This window comes from Maricaulis maris, from assembly GCF_049116555.1.
Taxonomy (GTDB): Bacteria; Pseudomonadota; Alphaproteobacteria; order Caulobacterales; family Maricaulaceae; genus Maricaulis; species Maricaulis maris_C.
Genome location: NZ_JAGDYT010000001.1, coordinates 137,074 through 155,375, shown reverse-complemented (window position 1 = coordinate 155,375; position 18,302 = coordinate 137,074). Strand labels below are relative to the sequence as shown.

The 18,302-nt window shown below is 63.4% G+C and carries 15 protein-coding genes; 8 read left to right on the top strand and 7 right to left on the bottom strand.

Annotated features, from left to right (window positions below; all coding sequences use genetic code 11):
- The 3 genes from JXQ94_RS00580 to JXQ94_RS00570 are packed head-to-tail and all read right to left on the bottom strand — an operon-like array spanning window position 1 to window position 3,385.
- Entirely contained in the window at window positions 1-1,236 is a 1,236-nt protein-coding gene (locus JXQ94_RS00580; protein WP_421921891.1) for an ABC transporter permease, read from the bottom strand.
- Window positions 1,233-1,913, bottom strand: a complete 681-nt coding sequence (locus JXQ94_RS00575) for an ABC transporter ATP-binding protein (protein ID WP_421921890.1) — start codon at window positions 1,911-1,913, stop codon at window positions 1,233-1,235. Before JXQ94_RS00575 ends, JXQ94_RS00580 begins: the two co-directional genes overlap by 4 nt.
- Complete coding sequence (locus JXQ94_RS00570) at window positions 1,913-3,385, bottom strand: efflux RND transporter periplasmic adaptor subunit (RefSeq protein WP_421921889.1); 1,473 nt, start codon at window positions 3,383-3,385, stop codon at window positions 1,913-1,915. Before JXQ94_RS00570 ends, JXQ94_RS00575 begins: the two co-directional genes overlap by 1 nt.
- Before the next feature lie 177 nt (window positions 3,386-3,562).
- On the opposite strand from JXQ94_RS00570, the gene JXQ94_RS00565 reads away from it, so the two are divergent.
- The 5 genes from JXQ94_RS00565 (at window position 3,563) to JXQ94_RS00545 (ending at window position 8,839) form a co-directional block, all read left to right on the top strand.
- Window positions 3,563-3,880 carry a hypothetical protein gene (locus tag JXQ94_RS00565; RefSeq protein WP_421921888.1) on the top strand — a complete coding sequence of 106 codons (318 nt, stop codon included), beginning with the start codon at window positions 3,563-3,565 and terminating at the stop codon, window positions 3,878-3,880.
- A gap of 4 nt (window positions 3,881-3,884) precedes the next feature.
- A complete protein-coding gene (locus JXQ94_RS00560; RefSeq protein ID WP_421921887.1) occupies window positions 3,885-4,940 on the top strand; it encodes a helix-turn-helix domain-containing protein in 1,056 nt (351 codons plus the stop codon).
- A gap of 107 nt (window positions 4,941-5,047) precedes the next feature.
- Window positions 5,048-5,584, top strand: coding sequence for a hypothetical protein (locus JXQ94_RS00555; RefSeq protein ID WP_421921886.1), 537 nt, complete (start codon window positions 5,048-5,050; stop codon window positions 5,582-5,584).
- An 86-nt stretch (window positions 5,585-5,670) separates the two neighbouring features.
- Window positions 5,671-6,018, top strand: a complete 348-nt coding sequence (locus tag JXQ94_RS00550) for a zinc ribbon domain-containing protein YjdM (RefSeq protein WP_421921885.1) — start codon at window positions 5,671-5,673, stop codon at window positions 6,016-6,018.
- 88 nt (window positions 6,019-6,106) lie between these two features.
- Window positions 6,107-8,839, top strand: coding sequence for a M16 family metallopeptidase (locus JXQ94_RS00545; RefSeq protein ID WP_421921884.1), 2,733 nt, complete (start codon window positions 6,107-6,109; stop codon window positions 8,837-8,839).
- A gap of 203 nt (window positions 8,840-9,042) precedes the next feature.
- Here the strand turns inward: JXQ94_RS00545 and JXQ94_RS00540 are convergent, their stop codons facing one another.
- Together JXQ94_RS00540 and JXQ94_RS00535 are read right to left on the bottom strand one after the other, a co-directional pair.
- Window positions 9,043-9,822: an SDR family oxidoreductase gene (locus JXQ94_RS00540; protein ID WP_421921883.1), complete on the bottom strand. Its 780-nt coding sequence runs from the start codon at window positions 9,820-9,822 to the stop codon at window positions 9,043-9,045.
- Between the two features lie 201 nt (window positions 9,823-10,023).
- Window positions 10,024-11,691: an ATP-binding protein gene (locus JXQ94_RS00535; protein ID WP_421921882.1), complete on the bottom strand. Its 1,668-nt coding sequence runs from the start codon at window positions 11,689-11,691 to the stop codon at window positions 10,024-10,026.
- Between the two features lie 358 nt (window positions 11,692-12,049).
- On the opposite strand from JXQ94_RS00535, the gene JXQ94_RS00530 reads away from it, so the two are divergent.
- Genes JXQ94_RS00530 through JXQ94_RS00520 form a run of 3 tightly spaced genes read left to right on the top strand, consistent with a single transcriptional unit; the run spans window position 12,050 to window position 15,130 of the window.
- Window positions 12,050-13,042, top strand: a complete 993-nt coding sequence (locus JXQ94_RS00530; protein ID WP_421921881.1) for a homoserine dehydrogenase — start codon at window positions 12,050-12,052, stop codon at window positions 13,040-13,042.
- Window positions 13,039-13,977, top strand: coding sequence for a homoserine O-succinyltransferase MetX (gene metX, locus JXQ94_RS00525; RefSeq protein WP_421921880.1), 939 nt, complete (start codon window positions 13,039-13,041; stop codon window positions 13,975-13,977). Before JXQ94_RS00530 ends, metX begins: the two co-directional genes overlap by 4 nt.
- Window position 13,978: 1 nt before the next feature.
- On the top strand, window positions 13,979-15,130 hold the full coding sequence (locus JXQ94_RS00520; RefSeq protein ID WP_421921879.1) for a trans-sulfuration enzyme family protein: 1,152 nt from the start codon (window positions 13,979-13,981) through the stop codon (window positions 15,128-15,130).
- Window positions 15,131-15,144: 14 nt separating this feature from the next.
- Here the strand turns inward: JXQ94_RS00520 and JXQ94_RS00515 are convergent, their stop codons facing one another.
- On the bottom strand, window positions 15,145-16,677 hold the full coding sequence (locus tag JXQ94_RS00515; protein ID WP_421921878.1) for a glutamate synthase-related protein: 1,533 nt from the start codon (window positions 16,675-16,677) through the stop codon (window positions 15,145-15,147).
- 127 nt (window positions 16,678-16,804) lie between these two features.
- Complete coding sequence (glpK, locus tag JXQ94_RS00510; RefSeq protein ID WP_421921877.1) at window positions 16,805-18,292, bottom strand: glycerol kinase GlpK; 1,488 nt, start codon at window positions 18,290-18,292, stop codon at window positions 16,805-16,807.
- Between the last annotated feature and the right edge of the window lie 10 nt (window positions 18,293-18,302).

The following is an 18,302-nucleotide window of genomic DNA, read 5'->3' as shown; positions in this document are numbered from 1 at the left end:
CTATTCGAAGCGCAGGGCGTCGATCGGATTGAGTCGCGACGCGCGGTGCGCCGGGTAGAGACCGAAGAAAACCCCGACCAAGGCAGACGCGCCGATCGCAATGGCGACGATCACCGGGTCGATGACGATGTCGAGCTGGCCGACCTCGGCATAGATGAGCGTTCCGCCGACCCCGACCACCAAGCCGGCCAGGCCACCAATCACACACAGAACAATGCTCTCGATCAGGAATTGGTTGCGCACATCTGCGCGCCGCGCGCCGACGGCCAGTCGCAGACCGATCTCCCGTGTGCGTTCAGTGACCGAGACCAGCATGATATTCATGATCCCGATCCCGCCAACCAGTAGGACAATGCCGGCACCCACAGCCAGCAAAAGGCCGAGCTGACTCTCGGTCTCATTGCGCGCTCGAATGAATTCGGCAAGTGAACCGACAGCGAAATCATCCTCGGCACCGGGCTGGATTTCGCGTCTTATGCGCAGGAGGTCCTGAATATCCTCGATCACGCGCGAGGTGGATTCACCCGGCGCGATATCGGCATAGATGGTCGAGACCGCATCGCGCACGGTCGCGCTCATGCCGGCACCGAAGCGCTGGCGAACCGTCGACAGGGGGGCAAAGACGACATCATCCTGATCCTGACCCCAGGAGGTCTCACCCTTGCGTTCAAGTGTACCGATGACTTCGAAAGGCTGGCCGCCAATCCGGATGGACTGGCCCAGCGGACTGGCCCCGTCGAACAATTCCTGGACGATGGTCTGCCCGACCACGACAAAGCGACGCCCCGACACATCCTCGGCGCCGGAAAAGGCACGCCCTTCGCCGATGACCCAGCCACGCGCGGAGAAATAATCGGGATTCACGCCCTGGATCCGTGACGTCCAGTTAATGCCGCCGAAGACCAGAGTGGTCCCGGCCGACACTTCGCCCGAGACGCCCGCGAGGCCGGCGATTTCTGTTCGGATTGCTTCCACATCGCCATCGGTCATCGGGTCCGCAGAGCCCGCGCCACCCCGACGTCCGCCAAACATGGAAGAGCCTGGGCGAATGATCAGAAGATTGGCGCCGAAGCTCGCAATCTGGGCCTCGACCGCCTGCTTGGTTCCTTCGCTGATCGACACCAGGACGATAACGGAGGCCACACCGATAATGACGCCAAGCATGGCCAGCGCACTGCGGAGCGCATTGATGCGAAGCGCGGTCAACGCCACGCGCAAGGATGCGAGCGCATTCATGAGCGGTCCTCCACTATCTCGCCATCGCGAAACACGATCTGGCGACGGGCATGGTCGGCGACTTCCTGCTCATGAGTCACCAAAATCACAGTGATTCCCTCCCGGTTGAGCTGGTCAAAGATTGCCATGATGTCTTTGGAGGTCTTGGTATCAAGTGCGCCTGTCGGCTCGTCAGCGAGCAGGATTTTCGGGTCATTGACCAGCCCTCGCGCGATGGCGACTCGCTGCTGCTGCCCACCCGAGAGCTGCGCCGGATGATGATCCGTCCGCTCGCCCAGTCCGACCTGCTCGAGTCGCGCCATGGACCGCTTGACGCGTTCAGCATGCGGCAGACCGGAATAGATCAGGGGGAGAGCGGCGTTTTCCAGTGCACTGGTGCGCGGCAGGAGGTTGAACTGCTGAAAGACAAACCCGATCGTGCGATTGCGAAAGCGCGAAACCGCATCCGGCCCCAGCGCCCGGACATCCTCACCGGCGATGCGCAATTGCCCCGATGTCGGCTGATCGAGCGCGCCGAGCAGATTCATCAGGGTCGATTTGCCTGAACCGGAGGTCCCCATGATGGCCACATACTCACCCGCCTCGATATCCAGCGAGACGTCATTGAGTGCGTGCACGACCTGGTCGCCCATCTCATAGGTCTTGACCAGATTCCGGCACTCGATCAGCGCCGGCATTATTCACGCACCTCGCGAGCGCGGGTGATGACAGCGTCACCGGCCTCGAGCTGACCTCCCACCACTTCGGTCTTCTGGGTATCATTGATGCCGACCCGGACGCGTCGTTCGACGAGAGCGCCATCATCCTCGAGCACCCAGATCGTTGCCGAACGGGTCTCTCGCATTTCGCGTTGCATGTCACGATAGGCGGCCATCTGCTCCGGCGTGAAGACGGCTTGCAACTCGCGGGTGATCTCGGCCTGGGCTGCGTCGCGGTTCGGCGTCTCGCCAGCCTGAGCCGCTGCTGCCATACGGCCGAAGACCTGACGGAAAATGGCCCCAGCCTGCTCCTGCTGGTCGAGTGTCAGTTCCAGACGCTCGGCCATTTGCGCCATCGGATTGCCGCCACCGCGTCCGCCACCGGGACCACCGCGACCGCCGCCCGCACCATCTCCCACGGGCTGGGCACGGCTTTCCAGCGCCGGGGATGGTCGGAAGCGCAGGGCTGAATTCGGGACGGTCAGCACGCCGGAACGTTCCCCGGTAATGATATCCATATTGGCGGTCATGCCGGGCAGGAGGCGCTGGCCGGGATTGGCCGCCGAGATCACCACCGTGTAGGTCACGACATTGTTCAGTGTCTGCGGCGCCAGTCGGATCTGGTCCACCACACCGGTGAGCTCGAGACCGGGATACGCATCGACCGTGAAAGCAACAGGCTGGTTTTCAGCGATCTGACCGATATCGGCTTCATCGACCTGGGCATCGATCTGCACCTGGCCGAGATCCTGGGCGATGGTGAAGAGGGTCGGGGCGGACAAGCTTGCAGCAACGGTCTGCCCCTGATCCACGGCCCGGTCGACCACGATCCCGTTGATCGGTGCGCGAATGGTCGTGCGCTCCAGGTCAATCTGCACACCTTCCATGGTGGCGTCACGCTGGGCCAAAACGGCCTGGGCATTGCGGATCTGGGCGTCGGACACAGCCAGGCTGGCCTGGGCAGCCTCATGCGCGGTCAGGGCATTGTCCAGCGCCGACTGGGCTGAAATACCCCGATCGAACAGGGCCTGGATACGGTCATATTCCTGACGGGCCGATCGTGCATTGGCTTCTGCGGTGAGCCGGTTCGCACGCTGCAGAGACAGATTGGCCGCCGCCGTGGCGCGATTGGCCTCGGCCTCGCGAATGCGGGTTTCATAGGTCTCCGGATTGAGTTGGGCGATGATCTGCCCGGCTTCCACCGTGTCGTTGAAGTCAACGAAAAGCGACTCGATCTGGCCGGATAGCTGGGAACCGACTTCAACCGTGACCAAAGCCCGCACGGCACCGGAGGCAGATACGATCCGGCGCACCTCGCCTGCCGCGACCGTCTCGGTCTCGATCACAACCTCACCCGCCGCGTCGCCGCCGCGGGACATCCACCACCAGCCGGCCGCAACCAGCACAAGAAGACCGGCCAAACCGATCAGTATCGTTTTCGTCGACATCATGCCTGCCAATTGGCCCCCGAGCCTGCTCTTTCTGTAACACGGGCCGGAAACTCCGATCCGTCGCTACACCTGCCATCTCCGCCCATCTAGTCCGAACGAAGCCCGCATCCACCTGCGCATGTAGCGCGCAGGTTGCGGAAAGGCTAATGAGGAATATGCATGCCGAAGGGGTCATGAATGTTTGAAGAGTTGCAGGCGCTGCTCAACTTGCCCGGTATGGACGTGGCGATCCGGCTCGCGCCGATCGTCTGGGCCGTTATCTGGGTCATGCTGACGGTCCTCCTCTGGCGAGGTGGCTTCACCGACCTGATCGAAAAACTGACACGCCCGCGCTGGGCCGGACCTGCTCGGGTCGAGGCTGTCATGATGATGCCGATCCGCGCCCTGATGCTGACCGGAGTTGCCGCTGTCACCGGGATCATCACGACGCTCGGAATCGGCTTCAACGCCGCCGTCATACTCGGCGTCATGCAGGCCATCCGCGCCGGAGGCTGAGCGCATGACCTTGATTGACAGCGTGCAATTGCTTGCCGCCTATCACGCGGCCCTGCTGGCGCTTTTTCTGGTTGCGCGCCGGATATCGCCCAGCCTTGGCCTGCTTTCGCTGGTCTTTGCTGCTCACATGCTGGCCAATCTGATCACCGGCCAGGCCGACTTGCCCCAGAGCGCCGATATCACCAGCGCCTTTGGTCTGCTTTACGGGCCGGGCCTTTGGCTCTTCGTGCGCGAACTTTGCTATCGCGATGCCCGGCCAGGCTGGCGTGATCTCCTGCACACCATACCCGCACTACTGGTCGTGGTGTTCCGTCCTGCCGACCCGCTGCCCCAGCTTGCCGGACTACCACTCCTGATCGGATATCTTGTCGCCATCGCTTTCGCACTGCGAGAACACCAGCGGCTGACCGGCGAGATCCGGGCCGATGATGACCGGGTCCATTTGCGCTGGGTGCGGCATGCCTTCTACGCCTTTATTCTCATTGCCGCCTTCGATATCGCCCGCTCCGCCCTCGCGGCACGCCTTCCGACACTGGACGATACCGGGCTGGCGCTCGTCCTGGTCGCGGTGACATCGCTGCTCTCCGCGTTGGCCTGGCGTACGCGTGATCATGTCCGCGCGCGAGGTGCGCTGTCACCCAAGGGTCTGGAAGCGGGACGTGCCGGCGCGGCCTCCCGATCCGCGCCGGATGACGCCGATGTGCTGGATGATTTCGCCCGCATCGACGAGATCGTTCGCGAGCGTGAATTATGGCGCGAGCCGCGCCTCTCCCTCGCGGATATCGCGCGTGAAGCCGGCGGGACGAGCCGAGATGTGTCGCGGGCCGTCAATGCCGGCAGTGGCCGGAGCTTCTCGGCCTATGTGAACGGGCTGCGCGTTGACGCTGTCGACACCATGATGGCGGATCCAGAACGTGCCGATGAGACCTTGCTCACGCTCGCCTTCGAGGCCGGGTTCAACTCCAAGTCAGCCTTCAACCGCCTCTATCGCGAACTTCGCGGGGAGACACCGAGCCGGGCCTTTGACCGGGCGCAGACCCGACGTGCCAGATCGGGCTGAGGTCCCGGATCATGCCTCGCACCGTCCCATATCCTGATCCGGGACGACCCAATTGGCTTGGCCGGGCAGAGAGAGGGTCCCAAATCGCTGACCCGAAGGACCCCAGCATGACTGCCAAAGCCGCCCCCCTGAACCAACTCGCCCTCGCGACCGCTGCGATCACACTGGCCGCCTGCGCCACCACGCCAAGCCCGGCCCAGGCCGGTCCGGAAACGGCACCAGCGATGGCCAGGTTCGGAGCCAGTCTCGAGAGCATCCGACCAATGTTGGACGCCGCCTGTGACACACTGACCATCCGCGACCTGCCGCTCGAGGAGATGCCGGTCGCCCAGACCAGCCACATCCAGGCCGATTGTACGGGCCTGGACCATGCTGGCGCCCCGCGAGAGGCAGAATTTGTCTTCGCCGATGATGCCTTGGCCTTTGTCTGGGTGCTGACCGACGCGGAGGAGGCCGGCGATCTCCGCGCAGCCCTGGAAGCCGCCCATGGCGCGCCAAGCCACGACCTGCCCCCGGCCACAGCCTTCACGCAGGCCAATCTGGCGCTGCGTCACGACACCCCGGAACTGCTTTATTACGGGGCTCATGTCGCGCCGATGTATCAGGGCTGGTTCGACCAGATGGCGTCGCAATTCGCGGATTGACCCTGTATCCCGGTTCTGGACCTGGGCAGATGGAAGGCGTCTAAGGATGCCCTCCGTCCGCCCGTCCGATCCGAAAGGCCCGACCCATGAGCGAATTGCCGCCCTGCCCGAAATGCGACTGCCCGTGGACCTATGAGGACGCAACTCTGCTTGTCTGCCCGGAATGCGCTCATGAGTGGTCGCCCGACGCGGCCGCCAACAGTGAGGATGCAGCGGGCGGCAAGGTGTGGCGCGATGCCAATGGCACCGAGTTGACTGATGGCGATACGGTCACCGTGATCAAGGATCTGAAGATCAAGGGCACAAGCCAGGTCGTGAAAGTCGGCACCAAGGTGAAGAATATCCGCCTCGTCGATGGCGACCACGACATCGATTGCCGCATTGATGGCGTTGGCCAGATGGGGCTGAAAACCGAGTTCGTGAAGAGGGTTTGACGGCACCACATTACAGGAAATTTACTTCACCCGGACGGCCTACGGTCTACATGTGTCGCTACATGAACTGGTAAGGTGGGAGAGACTGATGCCACGTATTCTTGCGGCGACCCTTGCGGTCGCCCTGTCCTGGACTGGGCTGGCTACGGCCCAGGTTCCGGACGTCGACATTCCTTATGAGAGCTTTGAGCTCGAAAACGGCCTGACCGTTGTTGTGCACGAGGATCGCAAGGCCCCGGTCGTCGCGGTCAGCATCTGGTACGGCGTCGGTTCCGGCTCCGAGCCGGCCGGCAGCACCGGCTTTGCGCACCTGTTCGAACACCTGATGTTCAACGGGTCGGAAAACTATAATGACGACTATTTCGGTCCGTTCGAGGATGTCGGCGCGACCGGCATGAACGGCACGACCTGGTTCGACCGCACGAACTATTTCCAGACAGTGCCGACGCCGGCGCTGGAAATGGCGCTGTGGATGGAATCGGACCGCATGACCCACCTTCTGGGCGCGGTTGACCAGGAGCGCCTCGATGAGCAGCGCGGCGTGGTCCAGAATGAAAAACGCCAGGGTGACAACCAGCCTTACGGCATGGTGAGCTATTCCCGACTGCGTGCGCTTTTCCCCGAAGGCCACCCCTATGCCCACTCCACGATCGGCTCGATGGAAGACCTTGATGCCGCTTCGCTGGAAGATGTGCAGGAATGGTTCCGACAGTATTACGGCGCCTCGAATGCTGTCCTGGTCCTGGCCGGTGACATCAATGCCGAGGAAGCTCGTCCGCTGGTTGAGCGCTATTTCGGGGACGCCCCCGTCGGCCCGCCGCTGAACCGCATTGAATCCTGGATCCCGGAACGTCGCTACAGCACCACCGAGATACTGTATGATGATGTGCCGCAATCGCGCATCTACCGGACCTGGGTCGTTCCGGGCCGCATCACGGCAGAGCGTGCCGACCTGCAGCTCTTCGCCACCGTTCTGGGTGGCGGCCGCACCTCGCGCCTCTATCAGGACTTCGTCTTCGGACGCCAGGTCGCAACCAGCGCCTTCGCCTATGTTGAGGCACACCAGCTGGCCAGCCAATTCCATATCCAGGTCACGCTGAACCCCGGCGAAGACGTCGACGCGGCTTCGGCACGGATCGATGAAATCGTCGCGGAGCTTCTGGCCGAAGGTCCGACCGACGAGGAATTGGAAACCGCCCAGACCCGGATCAATGCCGGCGTCGTGCGGGGTCTGGAGCAGATCGGTGGCTTTGGCGGCAAGGCCGTCACCCTTGCCGAGGGCGCGCTCTATGCCAATGATCCGGCGTTTTGGCGGACTCATCTGGAACGCTTGAACAACGCCACACCGGACAGCATCACCGAGACCGCCAATGAGTGGCTTACCACGGGTTCCCATGAGATCACCGTGTTGCCCTTTGGTGATTATGCCAGCGTCGAAACCGATGCCGATCGCTCGGCCCTGCCCGTCGTCGCGTCGACGCCGGAGCTGGTCTGGCCGACGGTTGAAACCGGTGAATTGTCCAATGGCGTCGATATCGTCTTCGTGCGACGTGACGCGGTGCCGGTGGTCGAGATGCAGATGGTCTTCGACAGCGGCTATGCAGCCGACAGCGTCGAAGGTGGCCAGCTGGGTCTGACCAGTTTCACCATGAACATGCTGGATGAAGGCGCGGGTCGGATGGACGCCACGGACATTGCCGCACGGGCCGAAAGCCTGGGTGCCAACCTGTCCACCGGTGCCGGTCTCGACACCGCCTCCGTCAGCCTCTCGGCCCTGCGCACCAATCTGCGCCCCTCGGTCGAGCTCATGGCCACGGTCATCACCGATCCGAGCTTCCGTGACGAGGACATAGACCGCGTCCGTTCGCAGACGCTGAATGGTATCCAGCAGGAAATGGCCAACCCGATCTCGATCGCGCTGCGCCTTCTGCCGCCGGAAATGTATGGCGATGGCCATGCCTATTCGGTGCCGTTCACCGGTTCGGGAACGCCAGAAGCCGTCAGCGGCTTCATGCGGGACGATCTGCTGGCACACCAGGCCACCTGGCTGCGTCCTGACAATGCCACCCTGTTCATCGTCGGTGATACGACGCTGGACGAAGTGACGCCGATCCTGGAGCGGGCCTTCCGCAACTGGCGGGCTCCGTCGACCCCGCTTCCGGCCAAGAACCTGGCGGAAGCATCCAATGGCGACAGCGCCCGGGTGATCATCGTTGATCGTCCGAACTCGCCGCAATCGCTGATCCTCGCCGGCCTGATCGGCCCGTCGGGCTCGGTCGACAATCCGGAAGTCTACTCGGCCATGAATGACGCCATCGGCGGCTCCTTCTCGGCCCGGGTCAACATGAACCTGCGCGAAGACAAGGGCTGGTCCTATGGTGCGCGTACCCTGCTCTGGGGTGCCCGCGGCCAACGTCCCTGGATGGTCTATGCGCCGGTCCAGACCGACCGCACGACTGACTCCCTGTCCGAACTTCTGCGCGAGTTCGACGAATTCACCTCCTCCAATCCGGCCACGCCGGACGAATTGGAGCGCTCGGTGAACAATAATACCCGTTCGTTGCCGGGCCAGTTCGAGACGGCCGCCGCCGTCCGGAACTCGCTGGTTTCCAGCCAGAATCTGGGTCGTGACTGGAACTTCCCGGCCACGCTGACTGCGCGCTATCACGGCCTCGACCTCGACGAGGTTCGTGCCGCGGCACAGGACGTCGTGAACCCGGAACAGCTTGTCTGGCTTATCATTGGCGACGCCGCCGAAATTGAAGCCGGTATTCGCGAGCTGGGAATGGGTGACGTCGAAGTCCGCCGCATGGGTCAGTAACCCGAGCGACGAATCACAACCGATCCTGAAACGCGGGCGCCGGAGACCTCTCCGGCGCCCGTTTTCTTTGGATTCAGACGCCGACCCATCAGCCGTGAAACATGCGGCAAGCGACGTGGCGAGAATGCCTGTATCGGCGCATGAAAAAGGCGGGGCTGCCACGCAGCGCCCGCCCCTTCACCAGTCAGATGTCAGTGAGAATTCTAGAACGCGCCACGCGCCTGGGCCACACCACCGTCAACAACAAGGGTCGAACCGACCACATAGTCACCGGCCCGCGAGGCCAGGAAGATCGCGGCACCGGCCATGTCGGATGGTTCACCGACCCGGCCGGACGGAACACCCTTCGAGACCATGTCGGCATGGTCTCGCGCGACCTTGTTCATGCTGGACGCGAAGGCACCGGGCGCGATCGCGGTGACATTGATGTTCTCCTTGGCCATCTCCATGCCGAGGCGCTTGGTCAGATGGATGATGCCGGACTTGGAAGCGGCGTAGGAATAGGTCTCCATCATGTTGACCGACAGCCCGTCAATAGAGGCGATATTGATCACCTTGGCCGGTTGCTGCGGCGAGGCGGCAGCCTTGAGCGCACCGTGCAGGGCCTGGATCAGGAAGAAGGGAGTCTTGACATTGAGGTCCATGACCTTGTCCCAGCCACTCTCGGGAAACTCGTCCAGCGGCGCGCCCCAGGCGGCACCGGCATTATTGACCAGAATATCGAGTTTGCTCTCATGCTCGAGAAACTTCGCCGCAAGCGCTTGGGCCCCACCCGCGCCCGAGGCATCACCCGGCAGGGCGATACAAGTGCCGAACTCCGACAGACGCTCGGCCGTGGCCAGGCAATCCGGCGCCTTGCGGGCCGTGATGTAAACCTTCGCACCAGCACGCACATAGCCCTCGGCGATCATCTCGCCAATACCCCGCGACCCGCCAGTGATCAGCGCCACACGCCCCTCAAGGCTGAAAAGATTGTCAAACATGTCGGAGACCTCCCGCTCGGGTTCTGTGATTTTCTGATCTGAGGCCTAGCGGCTGCGAGCGCGCCTGTCGAGGGTTCGGTATGGGATGCGGTGCATTCAGCGCTGAATGGGACACATGATGCCTGCCCACGGGCCGGCGGCATTCAGAGCCGGAAAACGAACGGGGCAGGCAGCCCACTCGCAGAGCCGGCCGAGATCGGGTCAGGCCGCCACCCTCGGACGGGCGCTTCCGAGATATTCCGCCAGGGCTTCCAGCTGGAGCGGCTTGCCGATACAGCCATCCATGCCCGCTTCTCGATAGCGCGCCCGGTCCTCGTCCAGCGCGCTGGCGGTGACCGCAAAGATCGGGGTCTCCGCGTTGAGCGCCGCCTCCTGTCGTATCAGCCCGGTCACGCCCAGGCCGTCCATGCCCGGCATCTGGATATCCATCAGGATCACGTCGAACGCCTCGGCATGGGCGAGTGCAATGGCTGTGTCCGGCCCTTCGGCCAGACAGGGATCGTGCCCAAGATGGGTCAGAAGGGCGGCGGCGACGGTCAGGTTGATCGGCTGATCATCGACGACCAGGACCCGCAAGGAACGTCCGCTGGGGCGAACCCGCTCGGCGGTTGCGCCGGCATCCACAGCCACAGCGGTGAGCTCGAAACGGAATGTGGAGCCTTTGTCGACCACGCTCTCGACACGCAGTGCCGCGCCCATCAGCGCCGTCAGATCACGGCAGATCGCCAGGCCAAGGCCGGTGCCGCCATAGTCCCGGGTTGTCGTTTCGTCGGCTTGCGCGAAGCGGTCGAATATCCGGTCCTGGGCCTCACTCGACAGACCAATACCGCTATCCTCAACCTCTACCAGGAGGCGATCAGACTCGCGATCATGGGCCGTCACGCGCAATACGACGCGGCCGTGCTCGGTGAATTTCACGGCATTGCCGACAAGGTTCCACAAGACTTGCCGGACGCGCACCGGATCCAGCATGAGCCAGCGCGGCAGACTGTCGTCATAGTCCAGGCTCAGGATCACATCCCGGTCCGCGACCTGGACCGCAAACAGGGCGATAACATCCGAACACAAGCGGCGCAGATCGCACGCCTCGCGATTGATAGTAATACCGCCCTGATCAAGCTTGGTGACGTCAAGGATGTCGTTGAGAACCGTCACCAATGCCGTCGCCGAAGCATGGACAGTGGCAACGCCCTGCGGGTCAAGAGTGCCGTCCTCGCTCTCGCGAGCGAGTTCGAGGAGTCCCAGGACGCCATTCATTGGCGTGCGAATTTCGTGGCTCATATTGGCAAGAAATGCGGACTTTGCCTGTTCGGCCTTGCGGGACTCCCTCAGCAGGCTCTCTTGCGTCCGGACGAAACCGATCACGCAGATCAGGCTGAGAATACTGACCATGCTCAACAGGAAAAACGCTGCCGCGCGTTCAGCATCCACAGAGTAAGGCGTGGGCGTGACAACGCCCTGCACGCCAAGCAGGAACAGAAGCCCGAAGAGAATGACCGAGCTGACACCATAAACTGTTGCGGCCCTGGCACTCAGAAAAAAGCCAGCCGCGAGCGGGGCGATGAGCTGCAACGGCGCGACATATCCCAGCAATCCTCCATTGGTCAGCGAGGCTGCAAACGCCATCAGCTGTGCTCCGAGAATGAAGGTATGGGCCACCCAGCGATACTGGTTGGCCGTCCAGGCTATGACGCCCAGCGAGATGAACAGGCCGGATGCGAAAAGGCCGAGAATCTTGGCCGGCGTCCAGCCGGGGAGGACGAGTGAGACCGCGCCCAGATAGGACACCAAAATCAGACCGAAAACGATACAGGTGATCGCCAGAACGCGACCCTTGCCATTGGTTGGACTATCGGAATGCCGGACCATCGAACAACCATTGCTGCACGCTCTCCCCGAGCGCCAGTGACGTTGTAGCCGGCAAGGCCTAGAAAAGGCTTAATCGACAAAGAGGCAGGCGATCCCGGGAGTCGCTTTCCGATCGACGGGCGCTGTGCGTCGTCCTGTCCACCCCGAATCCCGGCATCCGCCCACAGCACCGCTTGACACATATAAACATATCTTTATACGTGAAGTCGCGCCGATTTGATGTCTAGCTTGCGGGCGCGGAACAAGTGCGGCTAAAGCGGATCGATCGAGGCACGGCAATCGCCACCCTTTTCATTCGCCTCGTCAGTATCCCGCAATCGGCGTGTCCGCGCTTTCCGCCCAGACGGAATGTGGAAGCATGTCTCTTCTTGCGGCACTTGATTATCCCCTCGATACGCCTCCGGCGACGGCTCTGACGCCGCGCCTGCGCGTCGTGCTTCTGGGTTGCGGCACGGTGAATGCCGGCGTCCTGGCCGGGCTGGAAGCGATGGAGACGCAGGTCGAAATCGCCGCCATCGTCACCCGCAAACCGCGCCCCAGGGGCGATGAGCGCTATGCTTGGCTGACCGATATCACCGCCGCCTTCGATACCGGACCGGACCTCGTCATTGACGGTCTGCCCGATTGCGCGGCGGCCGAGAAAGCCCTAACCCTCGCGGTTGAGCGCGGCATTCACATCATCTCCGCGAACAAGGCCGTTCTTGCGCGGCGTCCGGACCTGGAAGCGCGAGCCCGACGGGCCGGAACAGGCTTCGCGTATTCTGCGGCAGTCGGAGGTGGCGTCCCGGTGCTGGAAACCGTGGCCCGGCTGAAAGTCGCTGGCGAAACCGTGACCCGGGTGCGTGGCGTCCTCAACGGCACTTCGAATTTCGTCCTGGGCTTGCTGGAGAAGGGCGTCGGGTTTGATGATGCAATCACAGCCGCACAAGCCGCCGGCTTTGCCGAAGAAGATCCCAGCGCTGATCTCGACGGTCTGGATGCTGCCGCCAAGCTGGCCCTGATCGCCCGCGCGGCCTTCGACATTGCCCCGGATGCCTATGCCATCGCCGCGGACAGCCTGTTCGACCTGTCAGTCGGTCACGTTCTGGGTGCTCGGGAGACTGCGCTGCGCTATCGCCAGGTCGCCGAACTCGTCGCAGGCGAAAAAGGCGTGACGGCCAGTGTCCGTCTGATCGCGCTGCCCGAGGACCATCCGCTGGCCCGGGTCGAGAATGAGGAGAATGCAATCGAGGTCTGTTGTGCCAGCGGCACCACGATCGTGCTCAATGGCAAGGGTGCCGGCCAAGCGCCGACAGCGGGCTCTGTCCTCTCCGACGTCCGCGCCTTGCTCGCCGAAGGTCGTCACCGATGAGCGTCACCCTGGAACATCCCCCAGCCCAGCGTTACCGGGACATCTCCACCATCGCCCTCACCGGCACGGGTTCGCCGGTCAAGGCCAGCGGGCGGGTGACCGGACCAGACGGCGCGCCCGCAATCCTGGTGCTTGGCGGGATTTCCTTCGGTCGTATCGTCTCGGACACGGCTCAGGAGAATGGCTGGTGGCGCCAGCAGGCGGGGCCCGGCAAACCCATCGACACCAATCGCTACCGCATCCTGTCCTTCGACTTCATCGGCGCAGACGCCCATCCCTTCCCGACCACACAGGATCAGGCGCGCGCCATTCTCGCGCTCGCCGATGCGGCCGATATCCGTGAGTTCGCCATTGTCGGCTCCTCCTATGGCGGCATGATCGCACTCGCCCTCGCGCAATTGGCGCCTGAGCGGGTGCGGCAGCTGGTGGTCGTGTCCGCCGCTGATCGGGCGAGCGAGATGACCAAGGCCTGGCGGTCCATCCAGCGCGACACGGTCGAGCTGGCCCTGCGCCTCGGTGATGGCAAAGCCGGGCTGGACCTCGCCCGCCGCATCGCCGTCACCACCTATCGCACGCCGCAGGAATTCGAGACGCGCTTCTCCGAGCCGGACCCTGAGAGTCGCGATGCCAGTGGTGTCGCGGGCTATCTCGCTGCCCAGGGCAAACGCTATGCCCAGACGGTCGAGCCCGAGCATTTTCTGGCACTCTCGCGCTCCATGGATGAGCACTGCGTCGATGTCCGAGCCATTCCCTGCCCGGTGACCTGGCTGGCAGCGCTGGAGGACCGACTGGTGCCGGTTGACCAGATCGCCGAGGCCGCCAAACGCACCCCCAATGGTCGCTTGATCACCTTCAGTTCGCTCTACGGCCATGATGCCTTCCTCAAGGAAGACGGGATCATCGCCGCCACGCTGAACGAAATATTCGGGAGCTGACATGTCGAGCGATCAACGCACAAAGGCAATCCGGGCAGGATTGAATACCGATCGGAGCTGGAATGCCGTCATTCCGCCGCTCTCACTCTCAACTGCCTACCGGCGTGAGGACCCGGCCATCCAGCCTGCTTTCGACTATGCCCGCACTGGCAATCCGGGGCGTACCCTGCTTGCTGACGCCATTGCCGAACTGGAGAATGCCGCCGGTGCGATCGTCACTGGATCAGGCATGTCAGCGATCGACCTTCTCCTGCACGGACTGCCCCACGGGGCGCGGGTCCTGTGCTCGCATGACGCTTATGGCGGCACTCGGCGCCTCCTCGATGCCCGTGGGCGCGGCGGTCGTCTGGTGCCGGTCTATGTTGATACATCCGATCTCGACCAGGTCGCCAACGCGCTCAACCAGGACGCCGCCCTCATTATTGCCGAGACACCGTCCAATCCACGCCTTCGTATCTCTGACCTGAAGGGCCTGGCCGGCCTGGCTCGCAAGGCCGGAACCGAGCTCGCCGTAGACAATACGGTGATGTCGCCCATCCTGCAGCGGCCGCTGGACTGGGGCGCGGACTATTCCGTTCAGTCCGTGACCAAACTGCTCAACGGGCATTCCGACATGGTGGGCGGCGCGCTGTGCTGCGCCGACCCGGAACGCCTGGCCGAGCTCGCCTGGTGGGCCAATTGCGTTGGCGTCGGCGCCGCCGCCTTTGACAGCTATCTCGCCCTGCGAGGCCTGCGCACACTTCCGTTACGCGTGCAGGCCCAGTGCGAAAGCGCGCTCGCCGTGGCCCGCTGGCTGGACGCCGATCCGCGCATTGCCCGCGTTGATTATCCCGGACTGGAAAACCACCCCTGCCATGAACTGGCCGCACGGCAGCAGGACGGTTTCGGTCAGTTGATAAGCCTGGAACTGACCGGGGACGCCCCCGACCCGCGTGATGTCGTCGCCTCGCTTGAAATTTTCACGCTGGCGCAATCGCTCGGCGGGGTGGAAAGCCTGTGCTGCATCCCGGCCCTGATGACCCATGCCTCCATGTCGCGCGAAGCACGTGCTGAAGCCGGTGTCGCTGACAGCCTGATCCGGCTCTCGGTCGGGCTGGAAAGCGCCGAGGACCAGATCGCCGACCTAGACCGGGCCTTGTCTTCAGGCCTCTGAACCCGACCCGTCGGTCACGAAGACAAGCCGGCAAAGCGCACGCCACTCAGGTCAGCCATGTCGCGCTTCCAGGTCGACAGGTCGGCCGGAGACAGGGCTGACAACTCGGCATGGCCGCAAGCGCGAGCGAGCACTCGCATCAGATCGACCGAGGCACCGAAATAGCGGGCCAGACGCTCGGCTGCGACCTGAACATCAAGCCGCGCTCGCAATTCAGGTTTCTGGGTTGCGATCCCGACCGGGCAATTATTGGAATTGCACATCCGCGCGGCAATACACCCGACGGCCTGCATGGCCGAATTGGACACCGCGATCGCATCCGCGCCGAGCGCCATTGCCTTGACGAAATCCTCGGCAACCCGGAGCCCGCCGGTAATCACAAGCGTGACCTCTCGCCCCGCCTTTGCATCGAGATGCCGCCTCGCCCGGGCAAGAGCGGGAATGGTCGGCACCGAAATATGGTCTCGAAAGATGAGTGGCGCGGCGCCCGTCCCACCGCCACGTCCATCCAGGATGATATAGTCCGCACTCGCGGCGAGGGCGAAATCGATATCATCCTCGATATGATTGGCCGACAGCTTGAAGCCGATCGGGATGCCGCCAGAGCGCTCGCGAACCTCGTCAGCGACACGGCGATAGTCATCCGGGGTGACAAGGTCCGCAAAGGTAGCCGGGGAAATTGCACTTTCGCCGGGCTGCAAACCCCGTACTTCGGCGATCTTGCCCTGCACCTTGTCGCCCGGCAGGTGTCCGCCGGTACCGGTCTTGGCGCCCTGGCCGCCCTTGAAATGAAAGGCCTGCACGTCGGCCACCAATTCCGGTTTCCAGCCAAAACGAGCGGAGGCCAGCTCATAGAAGTAGCGGCTGTTCTCCGCCTTCTCTTCCGGCAACATGCCGCCCTCGCCGGAACAAATCCCGGTCCCCGCCAATTCGGCGCCGCGCGCCAGGGCTATCTTGGATTCTTCCGACAGGGCGCCAAAGCTCATATCGGAGACAAAGAGCGGCATATCGAGTTGGAGCGGCTTGCCGGCCCTCGGCCCGATCACGGTTCGGGCATCAACAGGGTGGTCATCGAGCAGCGGTTTGCGCGCCATTTGCGCCGGCAGGATCTGAATATCATCCCAATGCGGCAAGTCCTTCCGCGGGACCCCCATCGCTCCCATCTCGCCATGATGGCCGAGCTTGGACAGACCATCGCGCGCCAGGTCGTGAATTCGCAGAACCGTTGGCTCCTCCGGCGTCGGCGATGCCGCGGGAATCGTATCGCCTGTCGACACCGGGACAGCATCGCCAGGTTCCAGCGCACCCAGGCCAGCATGACTTCCATCGCAGAAGGGCGCGTTTCGGCTGGCCTTGCATTGGCAGAGACCTGCCGGGCCGGCTTTCTCGGCAGTAAAGGTCAGCGGCTTGATATCCGTACCGCGATGCGAGCCGTCACAGAAGGGCTGGTTGGCCGAACGGCCACAGCGACACCAAGAGTAAGACTTGCCAGCTTCCAGCTCGACCTTGCCCGGTCGTTTGGCGGCGATGATCGGCGTGCTTGTCATGGTGCCTTGTCCTTCGCGTCTGATTTCCGCGTCAACAGCGCCACAATCCGGCAAGTCTGTCCATCGACAAAGCCTATCGCCCGGCATTCCACGGAACTCGGAAATCAGGGCTCAGCCCGCCGCGCGATCACGACCGGGCCCGCGCCACCGCCCTGTGCCAGCCCTTGCGATCCGTGTCGCGGCGTTCCGCGTCGCCGCCGGGCGCAAAGCTGCGGTCCGCGTTCCAGATCTTGCGACCATCTTCCAGAGAAGCGAAGAGGCCGCAACCCAGACCGGCGAGGAAAGCCGCGCCCCAGGCGGTCGCCTCGACACTGGCGGGGCGCACGGTTTCGATACCGGTGAGATCAGCGAGACGTTGGAGGAAGGCATTATTGCGCGCCATACCACCATCGACCCGCAAGCTGCGCGCCTCGACGCCGTCGGCCGCCATCGCGTCGAGCAGGTCGCAAGTCTGATGAACCGAGCTATCCAGCGCCGCACGGGCGATCTCGGCCCGGCCCGACCCTCGGGTCAGACCGACCAGCGCGCCACGCGCCTCGGCATCCCAATAGGGCGCGCCCAGACCCGTAAAGGCCGGCACGAGATAAACACCGCTATCGGGATCGGCACTATCGGCGAGGGCTTCTATCTCCGACGCCTTGGCGATCAGACCAAGCCCGTCGCGCAGCCATTGTATAGTTGCCCCGGCCGACAGGACCGAGCCTTCCAGGGCATAGGTCGTTTCGCCAGCGATACGATAGGCAATCGTGGCCAGAAGCTTGTTCTTCGACCGAACCGGGCGGTCACCGGTATTGATCAGGAGGAAGGCGCCGGTGCCATAAGTTGATTTCATCTCCCCGGGCTCCAGGCAAACCTGCCCGATCGCCGCCGATTGCTGGTCGCCAGCAACGCCGCAGATCGGCAATTCCCGGCCAAGCACAGTCTTGCCGGCCATGCCGAAGTCACCGGCACAATCGCGCACTTCAGGCAGCAGGGCGGCGGGCACATCGAACAGGTCCAGCAGGTCCGGATCCCAGCGATTGGCGCTGATATCGAACAGGGCCGTCCGGCTCGCATTGGTCGCGTCGGTCACATGTTCCACCCCACCCGTAAGCTTCCAGATCAGCCAGCTATCGACAGTGCCGAAAGCCAGCTCGCCAGCCTCGGCCCGCAGGCGGGCCCCCTCCACATTGTCGAGTATCCAGGCGATCTTGGTCGCGGAGAAATAGGGATCGAGAACCAGGCCAGTCCGCTCGGACACACGCTCGGCATGGCCGGCCTCTCGCAAGCCCGCGCAGGTGTTGGCGGTGCGGCGGTCCTGCCAGACAATCGCGTTGTGAATGGCCTCTCCCGTCGCCCGGTCCCACACCAGCGTTGTCTCGCGCTGATTGGTAATTCCGATAGCGTCGGCCCGCCAGCCGGCCTTTTCTGCGGCGGCGAGGGCTTCGCGCGCGGTCGCGCGGACGGTCGCCCAGATCACATCGGGATCATGTTCGACCCAGCCGGGCTGCGGGTAGATTTGCTCAAACTCACGCTGGGCTGCGCAGATGACCTCACCCTCGGGCGAGAAGACCACCGCCCGCGAACTCGTTGTGCCCTGATCGATCGCCAACAAAGCCTTGCGTTTGGAAAACATCGCCATCCTC

Excerpts from the sequence above, each read along its gene's own strand:
- JXQ94_RS00580 (WP_421921891.1), bottom strand. The coding sequence starts at position 1,236 with ATGAATGCGCTCGCATCCTTGCGCGTGGCGTTGACCGCGCTTCGCATC.
- JXQ94_RS00575 (WP_421921890.1), bottom strand. The coding sequence starts at position 1,913 with ATGCCGGCGCTGATCGAGTGCCGGAATCTGGTCAAGACCTATGAGATG.
- JXQ94_RS00570 (WP_421921889.1), bottom strand. The coding sequence starts at position 3,385 with ATGATGTCGACGAAAACGATACTGATCGGTTTGGCCGGTCTTCTTGTG.
- JXQ94_RS00565 (WP_421921888.1), top strand. The coding sequence starts at position 3,563 with ATGTTTGAAGAGTTGCAGGCGCTGCTCAACTTGCCCGGTATGGACGTG.
- JXQ94_RS00560 (WP_421921887.1), top strand. The coding sequence starts at position 3,885 with ATGACCTTGATTGACAGCGTGCAATTGCTTGCCGCCTATCACGCGGCC.
- JXQ94_RS00555 (WP_421921886.1), top strand. The coding sequence starts at position 5,048 with ATGACTGCCAAAGCCGCCCCCCTGAACCAACTCGCCCTCGCGACCGCT.
- JXQ94_RS00550 (WP_421921885.1), top strand. The coding sequence starts at position 5,671 with ATGAGCGAATTGCCGCCCTGCCCGAAATGCGACTGCCCGTGGACCTAT.
- JXQ94_RS00545 (WP_421921884.1), top strand. The coding sequence starts at position 6,107 with ATGCCACGTATTCTTGCGGCGACCCTTGCGGTCGCCCTGTCCTGGACT.
- JXQ94_RS00540 (WP_421921883.1), bottom strand. The coding sequence starts at position 9,822 with ATGTTTGACAATCTTTTCAGCCTTGAGGGGCGTGTGGCGCTGATCACT.
- JXQ94_RS00535 (WP_421921882.1), bottom strand. The coding sequence starts at position 11,691 with ATGGTCCGGCATTCCGATAGTCCAACCAATGGCAAGGGTCGCGTTCTG.
- JXQ94_RS00530 (WP_421921881.1), top strand. The coding sequence starts at position 12,050 with ATGTCTCTTCTTGCGGCACTTGATTATCCCCTCGATACGCCTCCGGCG.
- metX (WP_421921880.1), top strand. The coding sequence starts at position 13,039 with ATGAGCGTCACCCTGGAACATCCCCCAGCCCAGCGTTACCGGGACATC.
- JXQ94_RS00520 (WP_421921879.1), top strand. The coding sequence starts at position 13,979 with ATGTCGAGCGATCAACGCACAAAGGCAATCCGGGCAGGATTGAATACC.
- JXQ94_RS00515 (WP_421921878.1), bottom strand. The coding sequence starts at position 16,677 with ATGACAAGCACGCCGATCATCGCCGCCAAACGACCGGGCAAGGTCGAG.
- glpK (WP_421921877.1), bottom strand. The coding sequence starts at position 18,292 with ATGTTTTCCAAACGCAAGGCTTTGTTGGCGATCGATCAGGGCACAACG.